This window comes from Streptomyces sp. NPDC002328, assembly GCF_042890065.1.
Taxonomy (GTDB): Bacteria; Actinomycetota; Actinomycetes; order Streptomycetales; family Streptomycetaceae; genus Streptomyces.
Genome location: NZ_JBIARQ010000018.1, coordinates 1 through 23,836, shown reverse-complemented (window position 1 = coordinate 23,836; position 23,836 = coordinate 1). Strand labels below are relative to the sequence as shown.

Here is a 23,836-nt window from a genome sequence, read left to right as displayed (position 1 = left end):
CACGACGAAGGAGAAGTGACCATGGCCCGAGAGCTCGAGGTCCGCCGGGAACAGGACCTGCCCGCCACGCCCGAACAGGTCTGGGACGCGGTCGCCACCGGCGCCGGCAACCTCGGCTGGCTGTACCCGATGGAGGTCGAGCCGCGCGTCGGCGGAAAGGCCACGCGCGGCGACAGCACCGTCGTGGCGTGGGAGCCGCCGCACCACTTCGCGGTCCGGGCGACCCAGGACGGCGGGTTCTCCAACACGCTCACCTACCGCATCGAGCCGGCCGACGGCGGCACGAGCCACCTGCGGATGGGCATCCACTGGGTGCACACGGGCGTCGTCGACGACACCTGGAACTGGGACACCAAGGCGGACGCGGCCGAGAAGCACGTCGACTTCTACCAGCACTCCCTTCCCGAGTACCTGAGGCACTTCGCCGGCCGCCCCGCCGTCTACGTCAGGGCGGCTCGTGAGGAGTGCACCGAGGACCCCGCAGACTTCGCCGCCCTGCGCCGGCGGCTCGGCCTCGACGAGGACGCGGCCGTCGGCGACGAGCTGTCGGTCGACCTCCCGGGCACGGACGGCGGCTCGACGCAGGTGGTCGTGGACTGGCTGAGCCCCGACTTCGTCGGCCTGCGAGGCCCGGACGCGCTGTACCGGTTCTTCAACGGCAGTTCCTGGAACTGGCCGATCTGGCTGGGCCACCACCTGTTCGCCGAAGGCACGGACGAACAGCAGGCGACCAAGGCGTGGAACGCTTGGCTCAACGGCGCCTGAGCCGTCGTACGACACAACCGAAGGGCCTCTGGTGGAAACACTGCTCTACGCCGCCGAACTCGTCGAGGAGGACGGCGCCTACAAGCTCATCGTGCAGGACGTGGTGCGGGACACCATCCAGGTCACCCCGGTTCCCGAATCCGCGGTGGCCAGGCTGCCGGCCTTCCTGTCGGTGCTGAGCTCCAAGCTCGGCTCGGCGTCTGCGCCCGGCCGCCGGTAGACCGCTTCAGCCCATGACGGTCCGAGAGGCGGCCCCCTCGGAAAGCGGCCGCCTGCGGGAGAACGCGCCCAGGTCGACGACGAGGCCGGTGTGTTCCCCCGCGTACCGCAGGGGATCGCGGTCGTGGTCGTGGCCGGCCTCGACGCGGTCGACCAGGGTGGCGAGGAACCGGCCCGCGAGGGGAGCGTTCTTGAACTGGTTGCCGCTCGTGCCCATGGCGACGTAGAAGCCGGCCAGATCGGTGCGGTCGTAGACGGGGGACCAGTCGTCGGCGGCGTCGTAGACACCGGCGATGCCGGTCGGCCGGTTCGGCACGCCGAGGAGCGGGAACCGGCGTGCTGCCCTGGTCACCTGGGTCTCGAACCGGGCGGGCGTCGGGCGCGGGTCGCACTCGTCGGGATCGCCGAGCCACTCCCTGGGGTCGCAGGCGGGCAGCGTGCTGCCGATGAGGAGGTGTCCGCCGGCGGGGCGCAGATAGGTCCCGAGGTCGACATCGGCCACGATCGGACCGGACCCGGTCCCCGTGGCCCTCGGGCCGAACTCGGTTCCGGTGCCGCCCGGGCCGGACTCGGTCCTGGTGCCGCCCGGGCCTGAGGCGCTCCCGTCGCCCTGGCGGACCGGCGCGGCCACCTGATGGACCTCCTGGCGCAACGGGCGCACCCCCACGGTGAACTCGGCCCCGACCCCGGCCGTCCGGTTGAACCCGCCCGACCAGGGCCCCGCGGCGTTGACCACCACCGGCGCCGTGATCACGGTGCCGTCGGCGAGCCGGACGCCCGCCACCCGGCCCTCACCGCGCAGCACACCGACGACCGCGCGCCGGAAGAGGAAACGCACCCCGAGGCGAGCCGCCGCGTCCGCGAGATTCTGTGCCGCGAGCCGGGCGTCGTCGACGAAGCCCGCGTCGGGGGTGAACAACGCGCCGAGCTCCCCATCCGGACCGGAGAAGAAGGCATCGTCGAGCAGTGACCTCGGAGGCCCGTATCGTCCCGCGTCGATACCGGGGAGCCGGCCGCGCAGCGTCGCGGCGTCCCAGCGCTCGTACGGCACACCGGCACGCTCGAACAGCGCGACGACCTCCGACGTCCCGGAGCCCGGTGCGTCCAGGAGCACCGCTCCGGTCCGCCGGAACGCCGCCAGACCGGGGCCGCGCACGGCGCCCAGGTGCTCCGCCCAGCGTGCCCAGCAGTGCCGGGATTCCCACGCCGTGGCGACACTGTCCCAGGTCGAGTAGTCGAAACGGATGATCGCGCTGGAGGCGCTGGTGGATCCGTGCCCGACGCCGCCCGACTTGTCGACGACCACGACGCGCCGACCGGTGCGCGCCAGTTCCAGCGCCACCGCGGCACCGATCACACCGGCCCCCACGACGACCGCGTCCGCGCCGGACGGAGGCATGTCCGCTTCCCCGGCCGTCATGACGTCCGGTACGGGAAGTGGCAGGCGGCGCGATGCGGCTGACCGGCCGCGTCCTGCTGCGGGTCCCGTGCGGCGCAGACGTCCCGTCCGGGATGCCGGTCCGGTCCGACGGGGCAGCGGGGATGGAAACGGCAGCCGGCCGGCGGCGACGCGGGGTCGGGCGCCTCACCGGCGAGCAGGGGTTCCCCGTCCGGGCGTCTCCCGGCGTGCAGACTCGGCACGGCGGACAGCAGCGTTCGGGTGTAGGGATGCCGCGGGCCGCGCAGCAGACTCTCGGTGGAGGCGATCTCCACGATCCGGCCGAGGTACATCACGGCCACGACGTCCGACACATGGCGGACGGCGGCGAGGTCATGGCTGATGAACAGCATGGCGAAGCCCATGCGCCGTTGCAGTTCCCGGAGCATGGTGAGCAGCGCCGCCCGGACCGACACGTCGAGAGCCGAGGTCACCTCGTCGGCGACGAGCACCGCCGGATCGACGGCGAGCGCGCGGGCGACAGCGACACGTTGGCGTTGGCCGCCCGAGAGCTGCCGAGGCAGCCGGTCGGCGCAGCCGGCGTCGAGACCGACCAGCTCCAGCAGTTCGCCGACGCGCTGTTCGCGGCTGCGGCGGTCCAGCCGGACGAAGGCCCCGGCCGCTTCGGCGAGCGACTGACGGACCGTCATGCGTGGGTCCAGTGCCGTGTCCGGGTCCTGGAACACCAGTTGCACCTGTCGGCCCCGCCGACGCCGGTCCGCCGCCCGGCGGCCTCGGTACTCCCGGTCGCCGACCGTGATCCGCCCGGCGCACGGGCTGTCCAGCCCGACGACCGCGCGTGCCAGCGTGGACTTTCCCGAACCGGACTCGCCGACCAGGCCGACCGTCGTGCCCCGGGGAACCTCCAGCGACACCCCGTCCACCGCCGTGACCGGTCCGAACGGTCCGTGGTGCCGGACGGTGACGTCGTACAGCGCCAGCCCTGCCTGTTCCCTCACTGCTGGGCCTCCTCGGTCTCGCGCCGCCCGCGGAACCGTACCGGGGGCAGCGGCTGCCAGCAGGCGACCTCGTGCTCCGGGGAGAGCGGAGACAGCACGGGGCTCTCCACGGCACAGCGGTCCACCCGATGCGGACAGCGGTCGTGGAACGGGCAGCCCGGGGCCGTACCGCACGGATCGGGCGGTGCTCCCTCGATGGTGTGCAGGGGGTGGTCGCGTTCCGAGGGCAGGTCCGGGACCGAGGCGAACGGCGACGAGCATCCGCGTGTACGGATGCCGTGCGCCGGTCGCCAGCTCCCGGGCGGGAAGGTTCTCCACGATCGTTCCGCCGTACATGACCAGAACCCGGTCGCAGGCGCCGGCCACCAGGGCGATGTCGTGGCTGATGAAGAGGATCGCGGTGCCGTCGTCGCGCCGCACCTTGATCAGGGCTCCCAGCAGGCGGCGGGCGCGTCCGCCGACGACGGCGGTGAGCGCCCCGAGCGTGATGCCGGCCGTCGCCCCGAGGAGCGTGGCCGCGACGGCCAGCAGGAGGGAGATCCAGGTCGCCGAGAGCAGCCGGGCGAGCAGGTCGCGCCCGAGGTGGTCCGTGCCGAGCACATGGCTCGCGGTGGGCGGCCGCAACACCGCCGACGGGTCCGGTCGTTCGGCGGCCTGCCCCCACAGCACCGCCCCCGCGACGGCCAGTACGACGAGTGATCCGAGCATCACCAGGGTGATCACGCCCATCGGCGTGGACCAGCCCGAGCGGGCCGCACGGGACCTGCCGGCGGTGGCACGCGGCGTGAGCGAGGGAGGGGAAGAGGGGGAGGAGGGGGAGGAGGGGGAGGACAGCGCCATGGGATCACGTCTCCCGGATGACGGATCGCGGGTCGAGCAGCGCGAGGGCCAGATCGACGAGGAAGTTCACCACGAGGACGGCCGAGCCCAGCACCAGGACCGACGCCTCGACGACCGCGTGGTCCTGCGCGGCCACGGACTGTGCCATCGCCGACCCGATGCCCGGCCAGGCGAACACCTTCTCCACCAGTACCGTTCCCGCGATCAGGGCCGGCAGCAGGTTCCCGGCGACCGTCAGCGACGCGGTCAGCGTGTTCGGGGCCACGTGGCGCAGGTAGAGCGGGACGGCGGACAGCCGTTTCGCGCGGGCGGCACGCAGATAGTCCGTGGCGAGGACCTTGAGCGTCTCCACCCGCACGATCCGCAGCAGGACCGCGGTCGGAGCGAGCGCCAGCGCGAGCACGGGCAGCACATAGGACCGCGGGCCGAGGTCGCCGGCGGCGGGAAGAACGGGGAGGGCGACCGCGAGCCCCGCGGTGAGACCCGTCGCGAGGACGAAGTCCGGTACGCCCGCGAGGACCGAGGTGGTGGCGGTGAACGCCAGCTCCGCCCGCGGGCGTCGCCCGCCGCGGGTCCACGCCGCGGCGAGCAGCCCCCCTGGCAGCGCGACGACGAGTACGCACGCGAAGGCCAGGACGGCGAGCAGCAGGGTGGTCGGCAGGCGTGCCCTGACCAGGTCGGCCACCGGCTCGCCGGTCACCAGCGAGACCCCGAGGTCGCCGTGGGCCAGCCGCGGGAGGTGCTGCCAGTATTGTTCCAACAGGCTCCGGTCCAGACCGAGTTCGTGCCGCTTCGCCGCCACCAGGTCCGGCGGGGCGTCCACGCCCAGAGCGGCCCGGACCGGGTCCCCGGGGATCAGCCGGACCATCGCGAAGGAAGCGGTGACGACGAGGAAGAGCGAGACGACCAGCCATGCCGCGCGCCGACAGCAGAACACCGCCCACGGGTGGTGGCGGGCCGGGGCACCGAGCCGCGCGGACACGGCCGTCATGGGAAACCTCCTCGACTGGCGGGGACTGGCGGGACTGGCGGGACTGGCGGGGACCGGCGGGCGGCAGCGCGGCGCGTCCGCCACGGCTATCTGTGCAGGCGGATGCTGGTCGGCACGATCCGCCCGCCGGGTGCGACGGAGAAGGTCGTCCGGTAGCCGTACACCGTGCTCGTGCCGTCGGCGATGGGCAGCGCGTCGGCCGCGCGCAGAAGCGCCGCGGCGGCCCTGTTCCAGTCCGCGCAGCTGGCCGAGCCCGCCGAACGCAGGGCGCGGGCGACGAAGCGGTCGTACGCGGGGTTGGTGACGTGCGCGAAGTTCAGTCCTCCCGACGACGGCGGGCCGGAGAAGTACGGGACGAGCTGCGCGGGCAGCGGCGGCCCCGGTGAGCTGCCGACCACGACGTCGAAGTCGCCGCTTCCGTATATGGCCTGGATCACCGCGTTGCGGCTCTCGCCGACGAGGTCGACGTCCACGCCCAGCGCCTGCCACGTCACGGCCATCAGTTCGGCGACCGACGGAAGGGTGGAGCCGAAGTCCGCGCTGCTGAGCAGCCGCAGCCGCAGCGGCCGACCCTGCTTGACCAGCCTGCCCCGCACGTCCTTCGTCCAGCCCGCGGCGCGCAGGGCCCGCACGGCGCTGCTGTGCGAGGGCAGGTTCCCCGTGGCCACGTCGGAGTGGCAGACGGAGCCCGGGGCGGTGAGAGCGCGCGCGGGCGTACCGTCCCCACCGATCGCCACATTGGCGAGGCCCTTGCGGTCCAGGGCCCCGACCAGCGCCCGGCGCAGCGCCGGATCGCTCAAGGGCCGGTCGGAACGCTCGTTGAAGAAGGTCAGCCCCACCACGGTCGGCACCTGGGCGGTCGCCAGCCCGCGGCCGGTCAGCCGCGCACGGTCCGGGCCGGTCACCATGGCGATGTTCACTCCGCCCGTGAGCAGCAGGTTCGCCGCGGTGGACTCCTGCGGAACCACCGTCACCACAATCCGTTCCGGCTGCCCCGGAGCCGAGTTGCCCGCTCCGCGCGGCCCCCACGCGTAACCCTTGCGCCGTGTGAAGAGGTACGGACCACCCGAGGCGTAGCCGCTCAGCACATACGGGCCGGTGCCCTCCGACCTCCTGTCCAGCGCGCCGGGATCCGCCAGTCCGGCCGGGCAGACCACGGGCAGCAGACCGATCGTCCGCACGATGAAGCTGTACGGCGACGCGGTCCGCACCGACACCGTCCGCGTCGCGTCGTCGGCCGACACCGTGAACGGCACACCCGGCAGGGCGGTCCGGGCGCCGATGAGCCGGTTGCGGGGGTCGCCGGCATACCGCAGCGACCGGGCCACCCCGGACGCCGTCAGGGCCGTGCCGTCGGAGCAGGTCACCCCCTTGCGCAGGGTGAAACCCGCCGCAGTGGCCCCCTCCCGCCAGCTCTCGGCCAGACCGGACACCACACGCCCGTCCCGCGACACGGCGACCAAGGAGTCGTAGGCGTAGGGAGCCAGTGAAAGGCCGAACTGCGAGTACGGGTTGAAGCTCGGGGTCTCGGCGGCGGTGGCGATCGTGACGGTGCCGCCCACCACCACGGGAGTGCGCGTCGACGACGACATGTCGCCGCCGCAACCGGCCAGCACGGCTGACACGACGGCGACGGCCGCCGCCACGACCGACCGAGCCCTGGGAGACGACACGGACCGGCGGTGCATGGCGCACATCGTGCCATCGCGATGGATGGCGCCGGCCGGGCTTTCCCGGGCCGTACGCGAACATGCCTGACTATTTCCCCCGTCCGAGTGAGGCCGTCCGAGTGAGGCGTCCGAGTGAGGCCGCCCGACGCGCGGTCCACGGCCCCGTTGCTGACGCTGCGTCACCTCACGGCGCACACTGGCGCCATGGTCATCAACCCAGGGGGCTCCCCGGACGACTCGGCGGCGCGAGAGATCGACCGACTCGCGACCTCGTACTGGGACTTCCTGCTCGCACGCGAGCCGTCGCTGCGCACGCGCCGCGGGCTGCCGGTCGAATCGCTGCCGGGGGCGTCCGCCGCCGAGGCCGACGAGCGCGCCGCGTTCGCGGCAGGGGTGCTGAGCCGGCTGGGCGCGCTGCGACCGACGGGGCTGTCCGGCCCCGCCGCCGACACGGCGGGCTTCCTCCGTGCACTTGCCGAACAGGAAGCGGAGGCGGGACGCTTCTATTGGCTCACCCCCACCGCCACGCCGTACCAGCTCTTCCGCCTCCAGCAGTACGGTGACACCGTCTTCCGCCCGTTCCGCTTCGAGCACCGAGCCGACGCGGACCGCTACCTGACCCTCGTACGGGACCTGGCCCGCTGTGTCGCGACGATCGGCGACAAGGCCGCCGGGCAGGCGGCGCGCGGCATCCATGTCCATGCTCCGGCCCTGCCCGGCGTCCGCACCACGCTCACCCGTCTGCGGGAGTCGGCGGCACGGTACGTCCGGGCCGACGACGGGCGGCCCGCCCCGCTCGACGCGGCGGGCCGGGGTCACCTGCGCGACACGGTCGAGCGGCTCGTTGCCACCGAACTGGAGCCCGCGTTCGACCGCCTCGTCGCCCTCGTGAGCGACCCGTCCTACCTCCGCCGGGCGCCGCAGGCCGTCGGCTGGTCCCGCTACCCGGAAGGCGAGGCGGCGTACCGCGCCTTCGTCAGGACGTACACATCCGGCGACACCCCACCCGAACGCCTCCACGAACTCGGCCGGGAGCACTGCCGCGAACTCGGCGAGCGGATGCGGGAGATGCGCGACACGCTCGGTTTCGCGGGGACCGAGGCGGAGTTCCACGAACGGCTCGCGACCGAGCCGCGCCTGTACGCCGCCAGCCCGGAGGAGGTCGAAGCCCGCTACCGCGGACACCTCGACCGCCTCACGCCGCTGCTGCCGCGCTGGTTCGCGGTCCTGCCCCGCGCCCCCTACGACGTGGCCCGCCTCGACCCGGCGCTGGAGGGGTCGATGACGTTCGGCTACTACGAAGCGCCGACCGCCGCACAACCGGTGGGACGCTACCGCTACAACGCCTCGGACCTGGCGCACCGGTCACTGCTCGGCGCGGCCGCGCTCATCTACCACGAGCTGTCGCCCGGACACCACTTCCACCTCGCCCGCCAGGCCGAGAACACCGCGCTGCCCGACCTGCGACGCGAGCTGACGGCCTTCAGTGGGTTCGAGGAAGGCTGGGCCGAGTACGCGGCAGGACTCGCCTGGGAGATGGGGCTGTACGACGACCCGTGGGACGCGTACGGACGACTGGCCCATGAACGGTTCACCGCGCAGCGCCTCGTCGTCGACACCGGCCTCAACCTCGGGACGATGACACTGGAGGAGGCGCGCACCTTCATGCGCGCCCATGCGGCAGCCGAATCCGAACGACAGATCACCACCGAGTTGTTGCGCTACGCGACCGATCTGCCGGGGCAGGCGCTGACGTACCGGGCGGGTCTTATGGAGTTCACGGCCTTGCGGGCGGCGTGCGAGCGCGGTGCCGGTGCCGCGTTCGACGTGCGTGCCTTCCACGAGACCGTGCTGGCAGGCGGCACACTGCCGTTTCCCGCCCTGCGTCGGCGGGTGGAGAGAGAACTGCGCGGGGCCCACCGCCGACCGGACTTCCAGGGGAAGGCCGCTCGACTCGAATGAGTGAAGGCCACGGGGAACTCGTCACCGATTGCCAGGCCTCGGATACTCTCTGTGATGGAGGGTGCGGGTCCGCTGAAGCGGAGTGCGTCCATCCGATCATCATCTCCTCGACAGAAGAGAAGGATGTTGTGCCATGCCGCCTGTAGTACCTCCTTTCCTGATCGGTCTGATCGCCGCACCCCTGGTGAAGCGGCTGGGCAAGCCCTTGGTGCGAGGGGTCGTCAAAGCGACGGTGGGCCTGGGAATCGAGGTCAAGCGGGCCGTCCATGAGGCCGGCGAGGGAGTCCATGAGCTCGCTGCCGAGGCGACTGCCGGGGTGCGCGCAGCCCAGACGGCGGCGGGAGCCGGACACCGCGTCGGCGCACCGGCGGACGGCACCGCGGGCCGGGCCGGAGCGGCCGCCAAGCCGACGCCCGCAGAGGCGGCGGCCCACGGCGGACGCACCGGCGGTCAGGACAAGCCCGTCGGCAAGGCCCGGAGCGCCGCTTCGGTCGCCGCCAAGGCGCGCTGAGTCTGACCGCCGTGACCGATCGCCGGCGCCACACCGTGCGGCCCGCATACATGTCCCCGAGGCCGGTGGAGCAGCTTCCCGCGCTGCTCGCCGAGTCCGGGTCCCTGCACCCGCGCGGGATCCGTCGGCGATGACAGCGACCGACGCGAAGAAGTGGTTCCGCGTCCACCGGCGTGCGACGGACCCCAGGCTCCGACTGGTGTGCTTCCCGCACGCCGGCGGCACGGCACAGCTCTTCCACGGCTGGCCCGCGCTGTTGCCGGCGGACATCGAGGTGCTCGCCGTGCGGTACCCCGGTCGTCAGGACCGGCTCGCGGAACCCTGCATCGAGGACATGGCCACCCTGGCCGACACCATCGAGGACGCACTGCGGCCCTGGCTCGACCGGCCGCTGGCACTCTTCGGGCACAGCATGGGCGCCTGCGTCGCCTACGAGGTGGCCCGGCGGCTGGAGGCCCGCGGCATCGTCCCCGACCACCTGCTGGTCTCCGCACACGAAGCCCCCCGATGGGCCGAACGCGTCGCGCTGCACGACGCCGACGACGACACCCTGATCACCCACGTCCGGCACCTCGGAGACCTGCACTCGGAGGCCTACGACATCCCGGAGTTGCGTGACCTGCTGCTGCCCGCCCTGCGTTCGGACTACCGGCTGATCGAGGGCTACCACCCGCCGAATCCGGCTCCGGTCAAGGCGCCGATCACCGCGTACGTCGGCCAGGACGATCCGAGTTGCGCGCTCGAAGGGGTCCTCGCCTGGTCCGGCCTCGCCGCTCCGGGCTCCTTCGAGCTGTGTCCGTTCCCCGGGGATCACTTCTACCTCGTGGACCGAGAGGCCGAAGTCGTCACGGACGTGGCAGCACGTCTTGCGCGCGCGGGAGGCGCCGGTCAGGCCTGACGGTGGCTGCCCGTCAGGCCGTGACAGGTAGGGGCCCGGTACCGCGCGTGGCGCCTGCGGGGTTCTCAGGGGACGATGGTCGTACCGGTCGCGGATGTGCGGTGTTCCCGGCAGCGGCCGTGAAGGCCGGGAGGGAGAGGCAACCATGCGATCGGGAACACGTGCCGCTGACGCGATGCACCGGCTGCTCGGCCGTGACTGGGCCGGGCTTGCCGTCGCTCTGCTCCCGGCGGCCGCGGGTGCGCGGTGCGTCACCGGGGGGACCGGCCGGCGCATCCTCGGCGCGGGGCTGTGGGCCGTGGCCCTCGCGCTCGGTCTCGGGTCGTCCCGCCATCTGACGCATGTGGGCCGGATACGCGTGAGGTACCCGCCACCCGGACGAATGGTCGACGTGGGCGGCTACCGCATGCACGTCCTGGCCGAGGGACACGCCGGACCGAGGCCCACGGTCGTCTGGATGCCGGGCGGCCATGCCGGCGGATACGCCATGTACCCGCTGCACGCGCTGGCGCGGAATCAGATGCGTTCGGTCCTGGTGGACCGTCCGGGGTCCGGCTGGAGCGACCCGGGCCCGTTCCCGCGCACGACGGCGGCGGAAGCCGTCGAACTGCTCACGGCGCTGGACCGGGCCGGTGAAAAGGGGCCCTACGTCTTCGTGGGGCACTCGTTCGGGGGGCTGCTCATGGCCAACGCCGCCAGGCGTCGCCCTGACCTGGTGGCCGGTCTGGTGCTGCTCGATCCCACCCCGCCCGACGCTGTCGCCTTCGGCCCGGCGCTACCGGCCCTGCGACGCGCCCCGAGGGACTTGACCGTCCTCGCGCTGCGCCACCTCTTCGGCCTCCACCCGCTCGCGGCCAAGAAGAAGGCACATACCGCGGACGGCACCGCCGACGGCACCGCCGACGACCCGGCGCAGGTTCTCGCCATGATCGAACTCAGGACCAAGGCGAGCTGCGCCGCGGCGTCGATCCTGCGAGAGCTGTCACCGGACGGCATCACCAAAGACGGCTGGCAGACGGCCGTACACGACGGCGAGCTGGGATCGCTGCCCCTCCTCCTCGTGGCACCGCGCGATCTGACGGGCGGTGGGGACATCTTCGACGCGGTCGACGATCCGGAGGAGAGCGCCCGGGTACGGCACTTCTTCCTCACCGTCAGAGAACGGTTCCTCGCGGCCTCCAGCAGGGGGGAGAGGGTGTACACCCCGGAGGGCACCGGCCACGATTTCCCGGACCGCGTACCCGAGTTCGTCGTGCAGGTGGTGGACTCACTGCTGGAGCGGTGCGGGCCAGGAGCGCCGAAGCCGGTCTGACCGCGGTCGGCTTCACCTTCCAGCAGGCAGGTCGTCACAGTCGGGAGTGCCTCACGTGTGGGCGGCTCGCGGTGCGTAGCTGTGGAGCAGGGGGAGGTGACCTCAGCCTGGCCTCCAGCGCCCCCTTCGACGTCCTGACCGGCCCGCGGCACCCGATACCGCCGCGAGCCCCGCCCTGAACGTCGCCGAACTGTACGCACGCCTGCTCCACGACCTGAGGACGTCCAACCGTTCCGCACCCGACTTCACCCGCGCCCTGCACAACACCGGCCTGGTGGCGGCCGTAGCCCAGGCCGCGAGGACGGGGCGGCGATGGACGTCCGGGACCGCGAGGAGCTGAGTTCGCTTCGTTCACGTGAGTGCAGCGGCGTTTGATCAGCAGTCATTAGACTCCCCGGGTTCGAAGGCTGTCGGTGGACTGGAAGGCCATGCCATGGACGATGACCATTGGGTCGGCTGGCCGGGCCGGTGGGTCGGCACGGACAGCGACGTGCGGACGGCCGTGGGCGCGATCCCACGGGAGGTCAAGGACGGGTTCAGGTACGACGAGGTCCCTTGGCAGCGGTTCCCGCACTTCTACGGCCCGGGCGAGGAGATCCCCGGACTCCTCACGACGCTCGGGTCCGGAGACGCCGATGCCGCCGACAGGGCCCTGCGGCAGCTCTGGACGAATCTTCACCACCAAGGCGGCACGATCGCGGTGGGAGCACTGGCGGTGCCGTTCCTGCTGCGGATCGCAACGACCGGGCACCCCGGACTCCGTGCCCGAACCCTTCGCCTGGTCGCCGAGATCGGCCGGTGTCAGCACATGGGGGACGGGTCGCGGGAAGGCCTGCTCCATGTCGCCGAGGAGCCGTTGATGATCGAGGGCAGCACGGGGTGCCCGGTGGACTGGACGATCCAGGCCGCCCGTCTGGCCATCACGGACGACCTGCACCTTCTGCTCCCGCTTCTCTCCGGACCCGATCCCGAGGTCCGCTCCGTGACCGCCTACGTCCTGGCGGCCGCTGTCGGCGAGCTTTCGCACGTCTCCTCGGCTCTACAGTTCAGGCTGGCGAAGGAAGACGATGCGGTGGTCCGGGTGAGCCTGATCCTGGCGGTCGCCCAACTCGCCCGCGAACACCAGGATGACGACGCTCCCAGGTGGGCCCGGGACCTCTGGTCGGATCCCGGGCGACCGCCCGAAGTCCGCATCGGTGCCGGCCTGGCCTGGCTGTGCCTGGTCACCGACCCCGCCCCCGACGAACTCCACACCCTCCTCACCGACCCCGGCACTCGTCACTACGACGGCCTGCTCCAGCCGGTGCCATGGCTCACCTGGGTCGACCCCACGGGGGCTGGGCTGCGCAGCTGCATCGACGAAATGCTCACGGCGAACATCCCCAGAACATTTTAGGTAGCGGGTGAGTCTTGGGCGGACAGTTCTTCCGCCAGTTCCATGCAGCGCAGGCGGGCGGGGGAGAAGTCGTAGGGCATCTTGCCGGTGGCTTCGAACACGCTCATGGAGTCAGCCTCCCGCCTGCCGGAGCCAGGGTCGTCGGCCTCGCCCTCGCCGTCATCGGCGGTGGCGGGGTGCAAAGTGTCCCAGGCGTCGAAGAGGGCATCGTCCTCCTTACCCAGGCCGGACTCCTCGATGACGGCTTGCAGTGCGCTCTCGAAGACGTGTCGCTCGACGGCCACTTGAGCCACTCGTGGATCATCGACGGCGACACTGTCATCGAGTGCCTCCTCGGCGGCATCGATGCGGTCGGCATCCTCCCGCAGAGTGGGATGCGTGGCCAGGACGACGAAGCGGGTGGCCTGGACGGCCGCGCCGAGCGGGCCGAAGATCCGCTCGGTGACCAGCAGACTGTCCAGATCCGCCTGACGCAGGGAGCCCTCGGGCAGGCGCTTGAGACGTTGGGTGACGAAGTCGGAGAGCAGGCCCATCCGGCTGCCCTCGGTGCGCATCCGCTGCACGGCGGTCCGTTGCCGCCGCAATTCCGCCTCCTGCTCGGCGAGGGTTTCCTCCAACCGCTCCAGGATGCCCGCGATACCTTCTCCGCTGTCCGCACCGGCGGAAGCCGTGCCGGTGGTGAAGGCGTCACGGATGTCGTCCAGGGCGATCCCGGCGTCGGCCATCTTGCGAATCCACAGCAGGCGGATCATGTCCTCGTACCCGTAGCGGCGGCGGTCGTCGCCGCCCCGCTCAGGCTCGGGGAGCAGGCCGATCTCGTGGTAATGGCGAATCGCCCGCGGCGTGCTGCCGACGAAGGCCGCCGCGTCACCGATCTTGACCTGACGGGGTGGCACGAAAGACGAAGGCATGAGCAGGGACCCTTCCTGGAGGCATCGGGACGTAAGCCCACCGGACCACATGCCGCTACGGAAGATGCAACCCCATACTGATCCCGCATTCGACCGCGTGCCGGGCCTTGTAGCCCTCGTGGTCGAAGAAGGGCGGACGGCCACCGCCACGTCCGCGGCGCCTGGGGTTGCGGACCTGATGGGCCGGCTCAGGAATCGCGCACCTGATGCCACGTCTGCGCAGGTAGGCGCGATTCACCCGTGAAGAGTACGCCTCGGCGCCCCGCACCCGCAGCGGGCGGCTTCGCGGCCGACCGACTCCAGGCCGGGGTACCCCGATCGCGTTCAGGGCCAGCTCGCGAGCTGCGGACTGCCGCCGCGCTGCCCGGCGGTGATCAGCAGCGACAACGGCTTCTGTCCCTGCTCACATGGCAGATGAATCCTCGTGGTGATCCCGCCTCGCGACCTGCCCAGTCCATGGTCTTCAGGTCCGGTGCTGACTCCGCCTGGCGGTTACTTCTGCACAGCACTGCGCCGGCGGGCACCGGCAGCATGCTGGTGTGCCCGGCGGACGGTGGAGTCGACATTGACCTCCCGAACAGTCCGTACACCGTCTGCCACGGCCGCACTCGAACGGCGAACCTAAAACACGGTATACGGGCTGTCCCGTAACTGTTGGTCACGGGTGAGATGAGACTGAGCAGCTCAGTTGGCACCTGCGCCCTTGGGTCGGCAGCAGTACGCATCTCAGCTGTTGCGGGTGCTCCTGCGCGCTGCCCAGGTAATTCGCAGGCGTCTCGATCAGCGCCCGCCCTATCCTGTCCGCGCCCGTCCATGCCGGGACGGGCGTGGCGGAGGGGCGTCGGAGTGCCGGACGTGTACAAGATCATGTTGGATGCCGAGTTGAGTAAGGCGTTCGACGTGTGGTCTAGCTATCTGAACGCCCGGACTGGCGAGGATCCTCAGGTCCGTGGACGACTGCGCTCCATGTTGCAGTCGGCCCGCGCGGCAGCCGCCAAGGGCGATCCCGTGTCTGCGCGCGCCTTGGTGGCGGAGATGTACGACGACGCCCGAGAAGCTGGCCTTCCCTGGGCTCCCGTGCCGCCTGGCCCCTGCGCGGCGGACCGGCAGGCGCGCGACTATGCCAAGGACGAACTGCGGCAGGTGCTTCCTGTGCACCTGCGCGAGGATCTCGATAGCATCGCGATCTACCTGAGCGTCACGGGCCGCCGCCTCCAAACCGCCCGCAACCTCGACGCCGCCACCCGCCAGGACATCCTCTACATATCGGCCCGCGCCGGGATGGCCCTTGATCTCGCCCACCTGACAGCAGCGCGACGAGAACTCGAACGCCTCAAGGCAGTTGCGCGACGCTGTGGCGTGGAGCCCTGAGAACCGAGCGACAACGGCCGCGATCTGGCCACGGGGCCAGCCCTGCGGCGTACAGCCGCGGCGTCGGACGACGGCATGCGGCACGCGTGCGTGCAAAGGGCAACTGAGCAGCTCAGTTTGCGCGCGATGCCAACTCGGACGCTCAGTCACATGAGATGATCTCGGTGTCGCTGGTGTGATCACAGCGTCGGAGCCGTCCTGGATAGCCCCGTTCACCGGGCTGAGCCCGCGCAACTTCGGCAAGCTGTTGACCGTCCTGCGGCGGGAAGGCGCGGATGCGGTGCGCAAGGGCCGGCCGTGGAGCCTTCCCCTGGAGGGCCGGGCGCTGCTGGTCGCGGCGTACTGGCGCACGAACGGAGACGGGGTCCACCACGCCATGCTCGGCGGCGCGCGGACGTACCACCTCGCCCTCGCCGGGTAGGAGAGTAGCCCGCACGGCGGAGGACCACAGTCGAAACCGCACTGGAGATCATTCACGGGACAGCCCTTAGGCGTTGGCCCACCCTGCGGTGTTCGAGTAGGACTCGTAGGAGTACTGGGTGCTGCGATCCCACTCCTCACCTGTGATGCGTCGGTAAGCCTCGTCCGGCACGTAGAGCAGGCCCTCGGCCCAGGTGAGGTCTCGGGCGTAGCGAGCAAACAACCGCGGATCGCGGAGCGTTGCTTCATGGGCTTCCCGGCCGGCGGCCACGACGGCTGCGCGGGTGTAGAGGAAGCTGTCGCTCGACAGGCCGTACCCGTACTCCTTGCGGTCAAGCTGGTAGAGCGCCCATGCCAGTTGTTCAGCGAACCCGATGACCGTCGCCAACGGCCCAGCGGAGAGATGTTCTGTCAGCCCTGCGGAGAGATGCTCGGCGTCCGGGTCGGGTGTGGACGGTGTGCACTCGTCGATGAGCTGCCAGAAGGCGTTCTCGTTCATGCGCAGAGCATGCCGGACCGCTGTGACAGTGGACGCCTGCATCTGCGGGTGCCTTCGCATGGAGTGCCGCGGGGAAGCCCGCCAAGGTGTCGCTCGCGCTTACGTTGCTGCTGGGGGCGCGGTCGGTTGGTTCGCCGGGAACCCATGTCGCGATGGTCCATGGCCAGGGGAAGCGTGCGGACGGTTCAGTGATCCGCTTGGGGGTCGGGACCGGTAGCGGAAGCCTGATTTTCGAACACAAGGCGACCAAGGTCGGTCCTACAATGCACTCTTGCAGTCGCACGCTGTCGAAGCCGCATCGCGGTTCGGTTCGTGTGGTTGGAAACGGGGGGTCTGGTGGGGCAACGAGTCGTGCCTGCGGGCGTGTTGCGCTTCATCGTGCTGCGCGCGTGGGTGTACCGCGCGCTTCTCGGCGCCGTGTTGCTGACCGTGCTGCTGACCACCGCCGTGCTGGCCGCGCTCACCGCCTACTCGGGTGCGATAGGTGACGCGGCGCTGCGGCGGTCGCTCGCGGAGCAACGCACCGCCGCCCAGGCCGCGTTGGTGCTCAAGGCCGACGTGTCGGCCGACGAGCGGCAGGCGGCCGACGACGCCGTGCGGGCGGGGGCCCGCACGATCTTCGCCGGGCTGCCCGTGCGGGTGCGCACCCTGCTGCGGTCCGGGCCCTACGCCCTGCCGCTCGCGCTGCGGCCGGCCTCCGAGCGGGGAGAGAACCCGGATCTCACCTACTTCGCGGCCCTGGATCGCACCCAGGTGCGCACCGTCGCCGGGCGGCTCCCCGGTGAGGCGGTGACCGCCGGGGTCATCGAGGCCGCACTGCCGCAGAGCGCCGCCCAGCGGCTCCGGGTGGCGCCCGGCGCCCGGCTGACCGTCACCGACCAACTGGGCGGCCCGCCGGTGCGCGTGCTGATCACCGGCGTCTACCGGGCGGTGGACTTCCGGGCGCCCTACTGGCAGTTGGACGACCTGGGCGGCCGAGGCGTGCAGGCGTCGAGCTTCACGACGTACGGTCCCCTGCTCACCGCCGCGGGCGTGCCGGCGTCGGGCCGGGTCAGCGTCGGCGCGTCGGGCTGGCTGGTCTCGGCCGACTACTCCTCGCTGACCACCGAGCGCATCGGCGCGCTGCGCGAGGCCGCCCGCGCGGGCAGCGCCGAACTGCGCAAGCGCCCCGAACTCAGCAGCGCCACCGCGGCGAACACCGCGTTACCCGAGGTGCTCGACCGCATCGAACGCTCCCTGATCGTCACGCGTTCCAGCATGCTGATCGTCGCCGGTCAGCTCGGACTCCTCGCGGCCTGCGCCCTGTTGCTCGTCGCACGCTCACTCACCTCCGAACGCACGGCCGAGACCCGGCTGTTGCGGGCGCGCGGCGCGACCCGGACACGACTGGCGGGCCTGGCCGCGCTGGAGGCCCTGCTGATCTCCGCGCCGGCGGTGGTGGTCGCGCCGCTGCTGTCGGGGCCGTTGACGAGGCTGCTGGCCGCGCAGGGCGCGCTCGGCCGCACCGGGGTGCGCGTCGACGTGCCGGCCGGGGGCCGGCCCGAGGTGTGGGCGGTCGCCGCGGGCGTCGCCGCCCTGTGCGCGCTCGCGGTGGCCGTCCCCGCGTGGCGGGCGTCCTTCGCGGACACCGTCGCGGGGCGGACGGGGTCGCTGTCCGCCCCGCTGCGCGCCGGGGCGGACGTCGGGTTGCTCGCCGTGGCCGGAGTCGCCCTCTGGCTGCTCCACAGCCAGCACTCCGGTGCCGTCACCGCCGACCGCGACGGGGTCCTCGGCGTCGACCCGCTGCTGGTGGTCGCGCCCGCTCTGGTGCTGCTCGCCGGAACGGTTCTGGTGCTGCGGCTGCTGCCCCTGCTGGCCCGCGTCGGCGAACGCCTCCTGGCCCGCGGGCCGGGACTGACCGCGGCCATGGTCGGCTGGCAGTTCGCCCGCCGACCGATGCGGGGGGCGGGCCCGGTGCTGCTCCTGGTCATCTCCGTGGCGCTGGGCGTGGTGGCGATCGGGCAGGACGCGTCCTGGCACCGCTCCCAGTCCGACCAGGCCGACTTCCGCGCGGGCGCCCAGGTGCGCGTCCAGGCCTCCGGGGGCGGCGGCGTGGGCCGTACGGACGTCTACGCGGACCTCCCGCACGTCGACGCCATCGCCCCCGCCGTCCGCGGCACCGTGTCGCTCTCCGGCAGCCGCACCGCGACCGTCCTGGCCCTCAACACGCAGGAGGCCGCCGCGACGATGCTGACGCGCCGCGACCTGACGGACGGCCCGCTGCTCGCCGGGCTCGCGCCGCGCGGAGCACCGGCGGGCATCGAGGTGCCGCAGGGCACCACCCGGCTCACGCTGACCGCCGCCCTGCACAGCAGCGGGCCGGGGCCCGAGGCGGACGTCACGCTCACCGTGCGGGACCGCCACGGAACGTCCTACGAGCTGCCCTCCGGCCGCCTCGCCGCCGACGGCCGCCCGCACCCGCTGACCCCGGATCTGAACGGCGCCCGGGGCCCGCTGGCGCTTACCGGGCTCGAACTGAGCATGCCGCAGCCGACCAGCCGCCCCCATCGGCACCGCCTGGTCCTCGGCGCGCTCACCGCGACGGCGGGCGACGGCACCGTCCGGCAGTTGGCCTTGCCGACGAGATGGACGACCGACGTCGAGGCCGACACGGCCGCCCCGCCCGACGACGACGCCCGGCCGACCCGCCCCCGGCTCACGTCGACCGCGCCCGTCACCATGACGTACGGCACCGGATACCAGCTGCCCGAGGACTCGCTGCTCGCCCTGCCGATGGAAGTCCGGCTCAAGGTCGCCCAGCCCGCGGCGCCCGAGATCGTCGCGGTCGCCACCGACCGCTTCCTCACCGCGTCCGGCGCGCGCCGGGGTCAGCGCGTGGAGGTGACGCTCGACGGCCGCTCCCTGCCCGTGCGCATCGTCCGCACCGCGACCGCCCTGCCCACGACGGAAGCCACCGCGCAGGACGGCGGAGCCCTGCTCATCGATCTACGGGCCGTCAACCGGGTGCTCCAGGCCCGCTACGGAACCAGCCTGGCGCCCACCGAGTGGTGGCTGGGCACGGCCGCGCCCGATGCCACCGCGGCGGCCGTGCGCGCCCTGCCCGACGTCGAACCGGAGCAGGTGACGGTGCGCGACGCGACAGCGGCGCAACTGCGCGACGACCCGTTCGGGGCGGCCCCCGAAGCGGCGTTGATCGCGGCGGCGGCGGTGACGGTGCTCTTCGCCTCGCTCGGCTTCGCCGTGAGCGCGGCCGGGGCGATGCGGACCCGCGACGCCGAGTTCGCCGTACTGCGCGCCCTGGGGACACCGCGCCGACGGCTGGCCCGGCTGGTCGCCGTCGAGCACGGCGTGCTGGTGGTCCTGGCGCTGCTGGTCGGCACGGCCCTGGGCACGGTGCTGACGCACACGCTGGTTCCCCTCGTCGTCCTGACCGGGCAGGCCACCCGGCCGCTCCCACCGGTCCTGGTCGAACTCCCGCTCCCACGCCTGGCCGCCCTGCTCGCGGCCCTCGCGGCGGGCCCCGCCCTCGTGACCGCGGCCCTCGCCCTTCGACGGGCGAGACCCGTGACCGCTCTCCGGGACGAGGTGACGCAGTGACCGAGCAGCCGGTGCCACCTCAGGACGGGGGGAGCGGAGGGCGGAAGGCGGTGCCACCGCACGTACGGGCCGGGCTGCGGACCCGGCTGCGGGCCTTCGCCGGCACGTCCGTCGCGCTCGCGCTCCTGGTGGCCGTGACCGCGGCGCTGGCAGCCGCCTACCCGCGTGCCGTCGACCGGTACGGGGACGCGGGGGTGCGCCGGGCGGTCGAGCAGGCACTGCCCGACCAGACGACCGTGCAGGTGCAGGTCCCGCTCTCCATGATGTACACGGTCGCGGAGATGGAGGCCGCGCTGCGCGTCGGTCCGCTGACCGCGGCGCGGACCGAGGTGCTCGCCACCGCGGAGGAGCCGCTCGTCCCCGACCTCGCGCAGTCGTCGTACGGGGTGCGCACGTCCGAAGCCCTCGACGCGTTCGACCTCTGGCTTCCCCGGCCCGCCGGGCTGCTCGCCCAATTCGTGCTCGCCGCCCAGCAGGACCTGGCCTCCCACTCCCGGCTCAGCGCGGGCCGGCTGCCGCGCACCACGGGCGCTCCGGTGACCGCGGCGACCGCGCAGGTCGAGGCCGCCGTCACCGTGGACACCGCCCGCACGCTCGGCATCACGGTGGGCTCGGTGATCCACGTGCCGGGTTTCGCACGCGGCCCGCTCGCCGTCCGTGTCACGGGAATCGTCGTCCCGCGCGCCCCCGAGGACGCCTACTGGTCGGCGCTGCCGGTGCTGCGCACCCCCGCGCTGAGCCGCCGGCCCGGACTCCTGCCGACGGACGTCCACTGGCTCGGCGGCCTGCTGCTCGCCCCCGACGCCGGCCCGGCCCTCCTGGGCACCCCCGGCCGCCCGCACCGGTACTGGAACGTGGCCCCCGACGTCGCCGCCCTGCACGGCCACGACCTCGACCGCCTGGCGTCCGCCGTCGCCGCCTTCGAGTCGGGGCCGGGAGTGCAGCGCATGCGGGAGGCGGTGGACGAGAGCCTGGAAGCACAGACGAATCTCGACGAGGTCCTCGCGGACCATGCCCGGCTGCGGTCGGGGGTCGACCCGCTGCTGCTCCTCGCCGCCGTCGGGACCGGCAGCCTCGCCGTGATCGTCCTGGCCATGGCCGGCGGTGTTGCGGCCGATCGCCGACGTGCGGAGCTGGCCCTGCTGCGGGCCCGCGGCGCGTCACTGACCGGCCTGGCCGTTCGGCTGCTCGCGGAGACGGCGGCGGTGGCCGTGCCGGCCGGCGCCCTCGGACTGACCGCCGCACTGCTCGTCCTGCCGGGCGCGCGCACCGCGCCCGCGGTCGCCGCCGCCCTCGCCGTCACCCTGATCGCGTGCGGCGCGCTTCCCCTGCGCGCCGTGGCGGCCCACCGCGCGGTACGGACGCACGACGGGCGGGAGGACCTCACCGCCGCCCGGCCGTCGCGACGCCGAACGGTGGCGGAACTGACCGTCCTGGTGATCGCGTCGGGGGCCGTCGTCGCACTGCGCCGACAGGGATCCGGCAGCACCGGTCTGGTGGCCGCCGCCCCGCTGCTGACGGGCGTGGTCGCGGCTCTGCTGCTGGCCCGCCTCCACCCCCTGCCGCTGCGTGCGCTGAGCAAGGCGACCACGCGCATGCGCGGCCTGGTGATCCCCCTGTCGCTGGCCCATGCGGCCCGCGCCCCCGGCTTCGCCGTGCTGCCCCTGCTCGCCCTGCTCAGCGCCCTGACCACGGCCGCGTTCGGCGGCTCGGTCCTGGCCGGGGTCACGGCGGCCCGCGACCAGGCCGCGCTCCGTTACGTCGGCGCCGACGGCCGCGTCGAGACCATCACCGGTGAACTCCCTCGTACCCTGTCCGACCGCGTACGCCGGCTGCCCGGTGTCCAGGGCATGGCGGAAGCGAGCGTCACCAACGACGCGACGCCCCAACAGGGCGGTCGGCCGGTGCCGTTGGCGGGTGTGGATCCCGACGCCTACGCGCGGCTGTCGCACGACGTGGGACTGGGGGCGTTCGACGCGGCGAGCCTCCGGCAGACGGGGGCGGGGTCGGGCGCGGAGGCAGGGGCGGACGCGAAGGCAGGGGCGGGCGCGGGGGCGGAGGCGGACGCGGGGCCGGACGCCGTTACGACGGGCGGCGTCGACAGGCCCCTGCCCGCGCTGGCCTCACCCCGCGTGGCCGACGAGTACGGCACCGGCCCCTACGCGGTCCTGCTCCCGGACGGCACCGCCGTGACCGTCCGGATCGTCGCGGTCCGGGACCGCACCCCGGCCGTGTTCGGCGACGACTTCCTCATCGTGGACCGCGCCGGACTTCCTCCCGGCGCGGCGCGTACGACGACCCTGCTGCTGACCGGTGACGCCCTCGACGGCCGGGCGCTGCGCTCGGCGGCGGAAGGCACGTCGGCGGACGGCACGGCGGTGACCGTCCGGCTGCGCACCGAGGAACACACGCGGCACGTCGACTCACCGATGCAGTCCGGCACGGAACGCCTGTACGGCGTCGCGGTCGCCGCGGGCGCCGGGTACGCGCTTCTTGCGCTCGTGCTGACCGTGCTGCGCACCGCGCCCGAACGCGGCGCCCTGCTCGCCCGGTTGCGCACCATGGGCATGACCCGGTCCCAGGGCCGCCGACTGCTGATCCTCACCGCCCTCCCGCAGGCGATCCTCGCCGCGACCGGCGGCATGCTGACCGGCTGGGCCGCCATTCACCTGCTGTCGCCCGGCGTCGACCTCGCGACCGTCGCCCTGGCCTCCCCGTCCGCTCTCGAAGAGGCCGTGCTGCGCACCGATCCGCTCTCGCTGACGGTTCCGGCGCTCGCCGTGCTGCTCCTGGCCGTCGGCGTGCCCGCGGGCCAGGCCTGGTGGACCAGCCGACGCGGCTCGGTGCGCGAACTGAGGCTGGGTGACGACTAGACAGTGAGCAGAACCTCGAGACCGAGTCCCGGCCGGCACCGGCCCGTGCCCCTCCCACCGCCCAGGAGCAGCCGATGACCAGCAGGCCGACCTTCCACGAGCCGACCTTCCACGAACTCGCGGACCGTGCCCTCACCGCGCGCGACGCCGCCGTCTACGGTCACGACGCCCTGATCACCTGCGACCGGCTGGTACGGATCTTCTCCGCCGACGGTGTGGAGGTCCAGGCGCTGCAAGGCCTCGATCTCCTCGTTCGCAAGGGGGAGTTGATGGCCCTCGTCGGGGCCTCCGGCAGCGGCAAGTCCACCCTCATGAACATCATGGCCGGGCTGGACAAGCCCACCGCCGGCGCGGCCCGCGTCGCCGACCACGACCTGGTGACGATGTCCTCCAAGGAACGGCTCGCCTACCGCCGCAAGACCGTGGGCTTCGTCCGGCAGCAGACCTCCCACAATCTCCTGCCTTATCTGACGGCTGCTCAGAATGTCGCCCTGCCTCTGCAATTGGCTCGTGTCCGAGGGCGGCGCCGGACCCGGGCCGACCGCGCCATGGAACTCCTCGACCTCCTGGGCGTCGCCGAATGCCGTGACCGTCGGCCGCACCAGATGTCCGGCGGCCAGCAGCAGCGCGTCGCCCTCGCCGTCGCCCTCGTCAACGATCCCGCGGTCCTGCTCGCCGACGAGCCCACCGGCGAACTCGACTCCCACACCGCGGAACAGGTCTTCGCCGCGTTCCGCACCGCCAACGAGGAGTTGGGGACCACCATCGTGATCGTCACCCACGATCAGTCCGTCGCCGGTGAGGTCCGGCGTACGGTCGCCATCCGGGACGGCCGCACGGCGACGGAAGTCCTGCGGCACAGCGAAGTCGACTCCGCCACCGGCCAGGAGAACCTGGTCGCCCGCGAATACGCCATGCTCGACCGGGCCGGCCGCCTCCAACTCCCCGCCGAGTACACCCGGGCCCTCGGGATGCGGGACCGCGTCGCCCTGGAACTGGAACCCGACCACATCGCCGTCCGCCCGGACGACGCCCGCGACGACCGTCCCGGCCAGGGCCCGACGGAGGAACAGCCGGGGCGCTGAGACGGACCGAGGCGAGATCCGGAGCCTAGTAGGGCTTGGTCATCTTCACTCGTGAGTGGCGTGTCTGCTTTGTCGTCGGTGTCGTTGAGTTGGTGTGACACCTGAGGAGATGGCCTCGG

General features: G+C 72.7%; 18 protein-coding genes and 1 pseudogene. 12 read left to right on the top strand and 7 right to left on the bottom strand.

Annotated features, from left to right (window positions below; translation table 11 throughout):
- The first annotated feature begins 21 nt into the window (after window positions 1–21).
- Both ACFYX4_RS32760 and ACFYX4_RS32755 read left to right on the top strand, forming a co-directional pair.
- Complete coding sequence (locus ACFYX4_RS32760) at window positions 22–765, top strand: SRPBCC family protein (protein ID WP_389340967.1); 744 nt, start codon at window positions 22–24, stop codon at window positions 763–765.
- A gap of 31 nt (window positions 766–796) precedes the next feature.
- Window positions 797–985: a hypothetical protein gene (locus ACFYX4_RS32755; protein ID WP_389340964.1), complete on the top strand. Its 189-nt coding sequence runs from the start codon at window positions 797–799 to the stop codon at window positions 983–985.
- 6 nt (window positions 986–991) lie between these two features.
- Here the strand turns inward: ACFYX4_RS32755 and ACFYX4_RS32750 are convergent, their stop codons facing one another.
- The 5 genes from ACFYX4_RS32750 to ACFYX4_RS32730 form a co-directional block, all read right to left on the bottom strand.
- Complete coding sequence (locus tag ACFYX4_RS32750; RefSeq protein WP_389340961.1) at window positions 992–2,383, bottom strand: NAD(P)/FAD-dependent oxidoreductase; 1,392 nt, start codon at window positions 2,381–2,383, stop codon at window positions 992–994.
- Between the two features lie 17 nt (window positions 2,384–2,400).
- Window positions 2,401–3,297, bottom strand: a complete 897-nt coding sequence (locus ACFYX4_RS32745; RefSeq protein ID WP_389341306.1) for an oligopeptide/dipeptide ABC transporter ATP-binding protein — start codon at window positions 3,295–3,297, stop codon at window positions 2,401–2,403.
- Between the two features lie 80 nt (window positions 3,298–3,377).
- The gene (locus tag ACFYX4_RS32740) at window positions 3,378–3,578 is read right to left on the bottom strand and encodes an oligopeptide/dipeptide ABC transporter ATP-binding protein (RefSeq protein WP_389341303.1); all 201 of its coding nucleotides are present in this window, start codon (window positions 3,576–3,578) and stop codon (window positions 3,378–3,380) included.
- A gap of 647 nt (window positions 3,579–4,225) precedes the next feature.
- The gene (locus ACFYX4_RS32735) at window positions 4,226–5,212 is read right to left on the bottom strand and encodes an ABC transporter permease (protein ID WP_389340958.1); all 987 of its coding nucleotides are present in this window, start codon (window positions 5,210–5,212) and stop codon (window positions 4,226–4,228) included.
- Window positions 5,213–5,298: 86 nt separating this feature from the next.
- A complete protein-coding gene (locus tag ACFYX4_RS32730; RefSeq protein ID WP_389340955.1) occupies window positions 5,299–6,900 on the bottom strand; it encodes an ABC transporter substrate-binding protein in 1,602 nt (533 codons plus the stop codon).
- 186 nt (window positions 6,901–7,086) lie between these two features.
- Here ACFYX4_RS32730 and ACFYX4_RS32725 point away from each other — a divergent pair, with 186 nt between their 5' ends.
- From ACFYX4_RS32725 to ACFYX4_RS32705, 5 genes are all read left to right on the top strand, one after another.
- Window positions 7,087–8,844, top strand: a complete 1,758-nt coding sequence (locus tag ACFYX4_RS32725) for a DUF885 domain-containing protein (protein WP_389340952.1) — start codon at window positions 7,087–7,089, stop codon at window positions 8,842–8,844.
- A gap of 133 nt (window positions 8,845–8,977) precedes the next feature.
- Entirely contained in the window at window positions 8,978–9,355 is a 378-nt protein-coding gene (locus tag ACFYX4_RS32720; RefSeq protein ID WP_389340949.1) for a DUF5132 domain-containing protein, read from the top strand.
- Between the two features lie 130 nt (window positions 9,356–9,485).
- Window positions 9,486–10,253, top strand: a complete 768-nt coding sequence (locus ACFYX4_RS32715; RefSeq protein WP_389340946.1) for a thioesterase II family protein — start codon at window positions 9,486–9,488, stop codon at window positions 10,251–10,253.
- 145 nt (window positions 10,254–10,398) lie between these two features.
- Window positions 10,399–11,565 (top strand): alpha/beta fold hydrolase, encoded by a 1,167-nt coding sequence (locus ACFYX4_RS32710; protein WP_389340942.1) that lies wholly within the window; start codon window positions 10,399–10,401, stop codon window positions 11,563–11,565.
- Window positions 11,566–11,998: 433 nt separating this feature from the next.
- Window positions 11,999–12,961, top strand: coding sequence for a hypothetical protein (locus tag ACFYX4_RS32705; RefSeq protein ID WP_389340939.1), 963 nt, complete (start codon window positions 11,999–12,001; stop codon window positions 12,959–12,961).
- Here ACFYX4_RS32705 and ACFYX4_RS32700 read toward each other — a convergent pair.
- A complete protein-coding gene (locus ACFYX4_RS32700; protein WP_389340936.1) occupies window positions 12,958–13,872 on the bottom strand; it encodes a MerR family transcriptional regulator in 915 nt (304 codons plus the stop codon). The two genes, ACFYX4_RS32705 and ACFYX4_RS32700, sit on opposite strands and share 4 nt — an antisense overlap.
- Window positions 13,873–14,727: 855 nt before the next feature.
- On the opposite strand from ACFYX4_RS32700, the gene ACFYX4_RS32695 reads away from it, so the two are divergent.
- Window positions 14,728–15,243 carry a hypothetical protein gene (locus ACFYX4_RS32695; RefSeq protein ID WP_389340933.1) on the top strand — a complete coding sequence of 172 codons (516 nt, stop codon included), beginning with the start codon at window positions 14,728–14,730 and terminating at the stop codon, window positions 15,241–15,243.
- 175 nt (window positions 15,244–15,418) lie between these two features.
- Window positions 15,419–15,598 (top strand): annotated as a pseudogene (locus tag ACFYX4_RS32690) (IS5/IS1182 family transposase); the annotation flags it as partial.
- Between the two features lie 132 nt (window positions 15,599–15,730).
- Here ACFYX4_RS32690 and ACFYX4_RS32685 read toward each other — a convergent pair.
- Window positions 15,731–16,162 carry a DUF4240 domain-containing protein gene (locus ACFYX4_RS32685; protein ID WP_389340930.1) on the bottom strand — a complete coding sequence of 144 codons (432 nt, stop codon included), beginning with the start codon at window positions 16,160–16,162 and terminating at the stop codon, window positions 15,731–15,733.
- 363 nt (window positions 16,163–16,525) lie between these two features.
- Here ACFYX4_RS32685 and ACFYX4_RS32680 point away from each other — a divergent pair, with 363 nt between their 5' ends.
- The 3 genes from ACFYX4_RS32680 to ACFYX4_RS32670 all read left to right on the top strand — a co-directional run bounded on the left by ACFYX4_RS32680 (window position 16,526) and on the right by ACFYX4_RS32670 (window position 23,717).
- Complete coding sequence (locus ACFYX4_RS32680) at window positions 16,526–19,759, top strand: ABC transporter permease (protein ID WP_389340927.1); 3,234 nt, start codon at window positions 16,526–16,528, stop codon at window positions 19,757–19,759.
- Window positions 19,760–19,809: 50 nt separating this feature from the next.
- Complete coding sequence (locus tag ACFYX4_RS32675) at window positions 19,810–22,632, top strand: ABC transporter permease (RefSeq protein WP_389340924.1); 2,823 nt, start codon at window positions 19,810–19,812, stop codon at window positions 22,630–22,632.
- Between the two features lie 74 nt (window positions 22,633–22,706).
- Window positions 22,707–23,717, top strand: a complete 1,011-nt coding sequence (locus ACFYX4_RS32670) for an ABC transporter ATP-binding protein (RefSeq protein ID WP_389340921.1) — start codon at window positions 22,707–22,709, stop codon at window positions 23,715–23,717.
- Window positions 23,718–23,836: the final 119 nt, after the last annotated feature.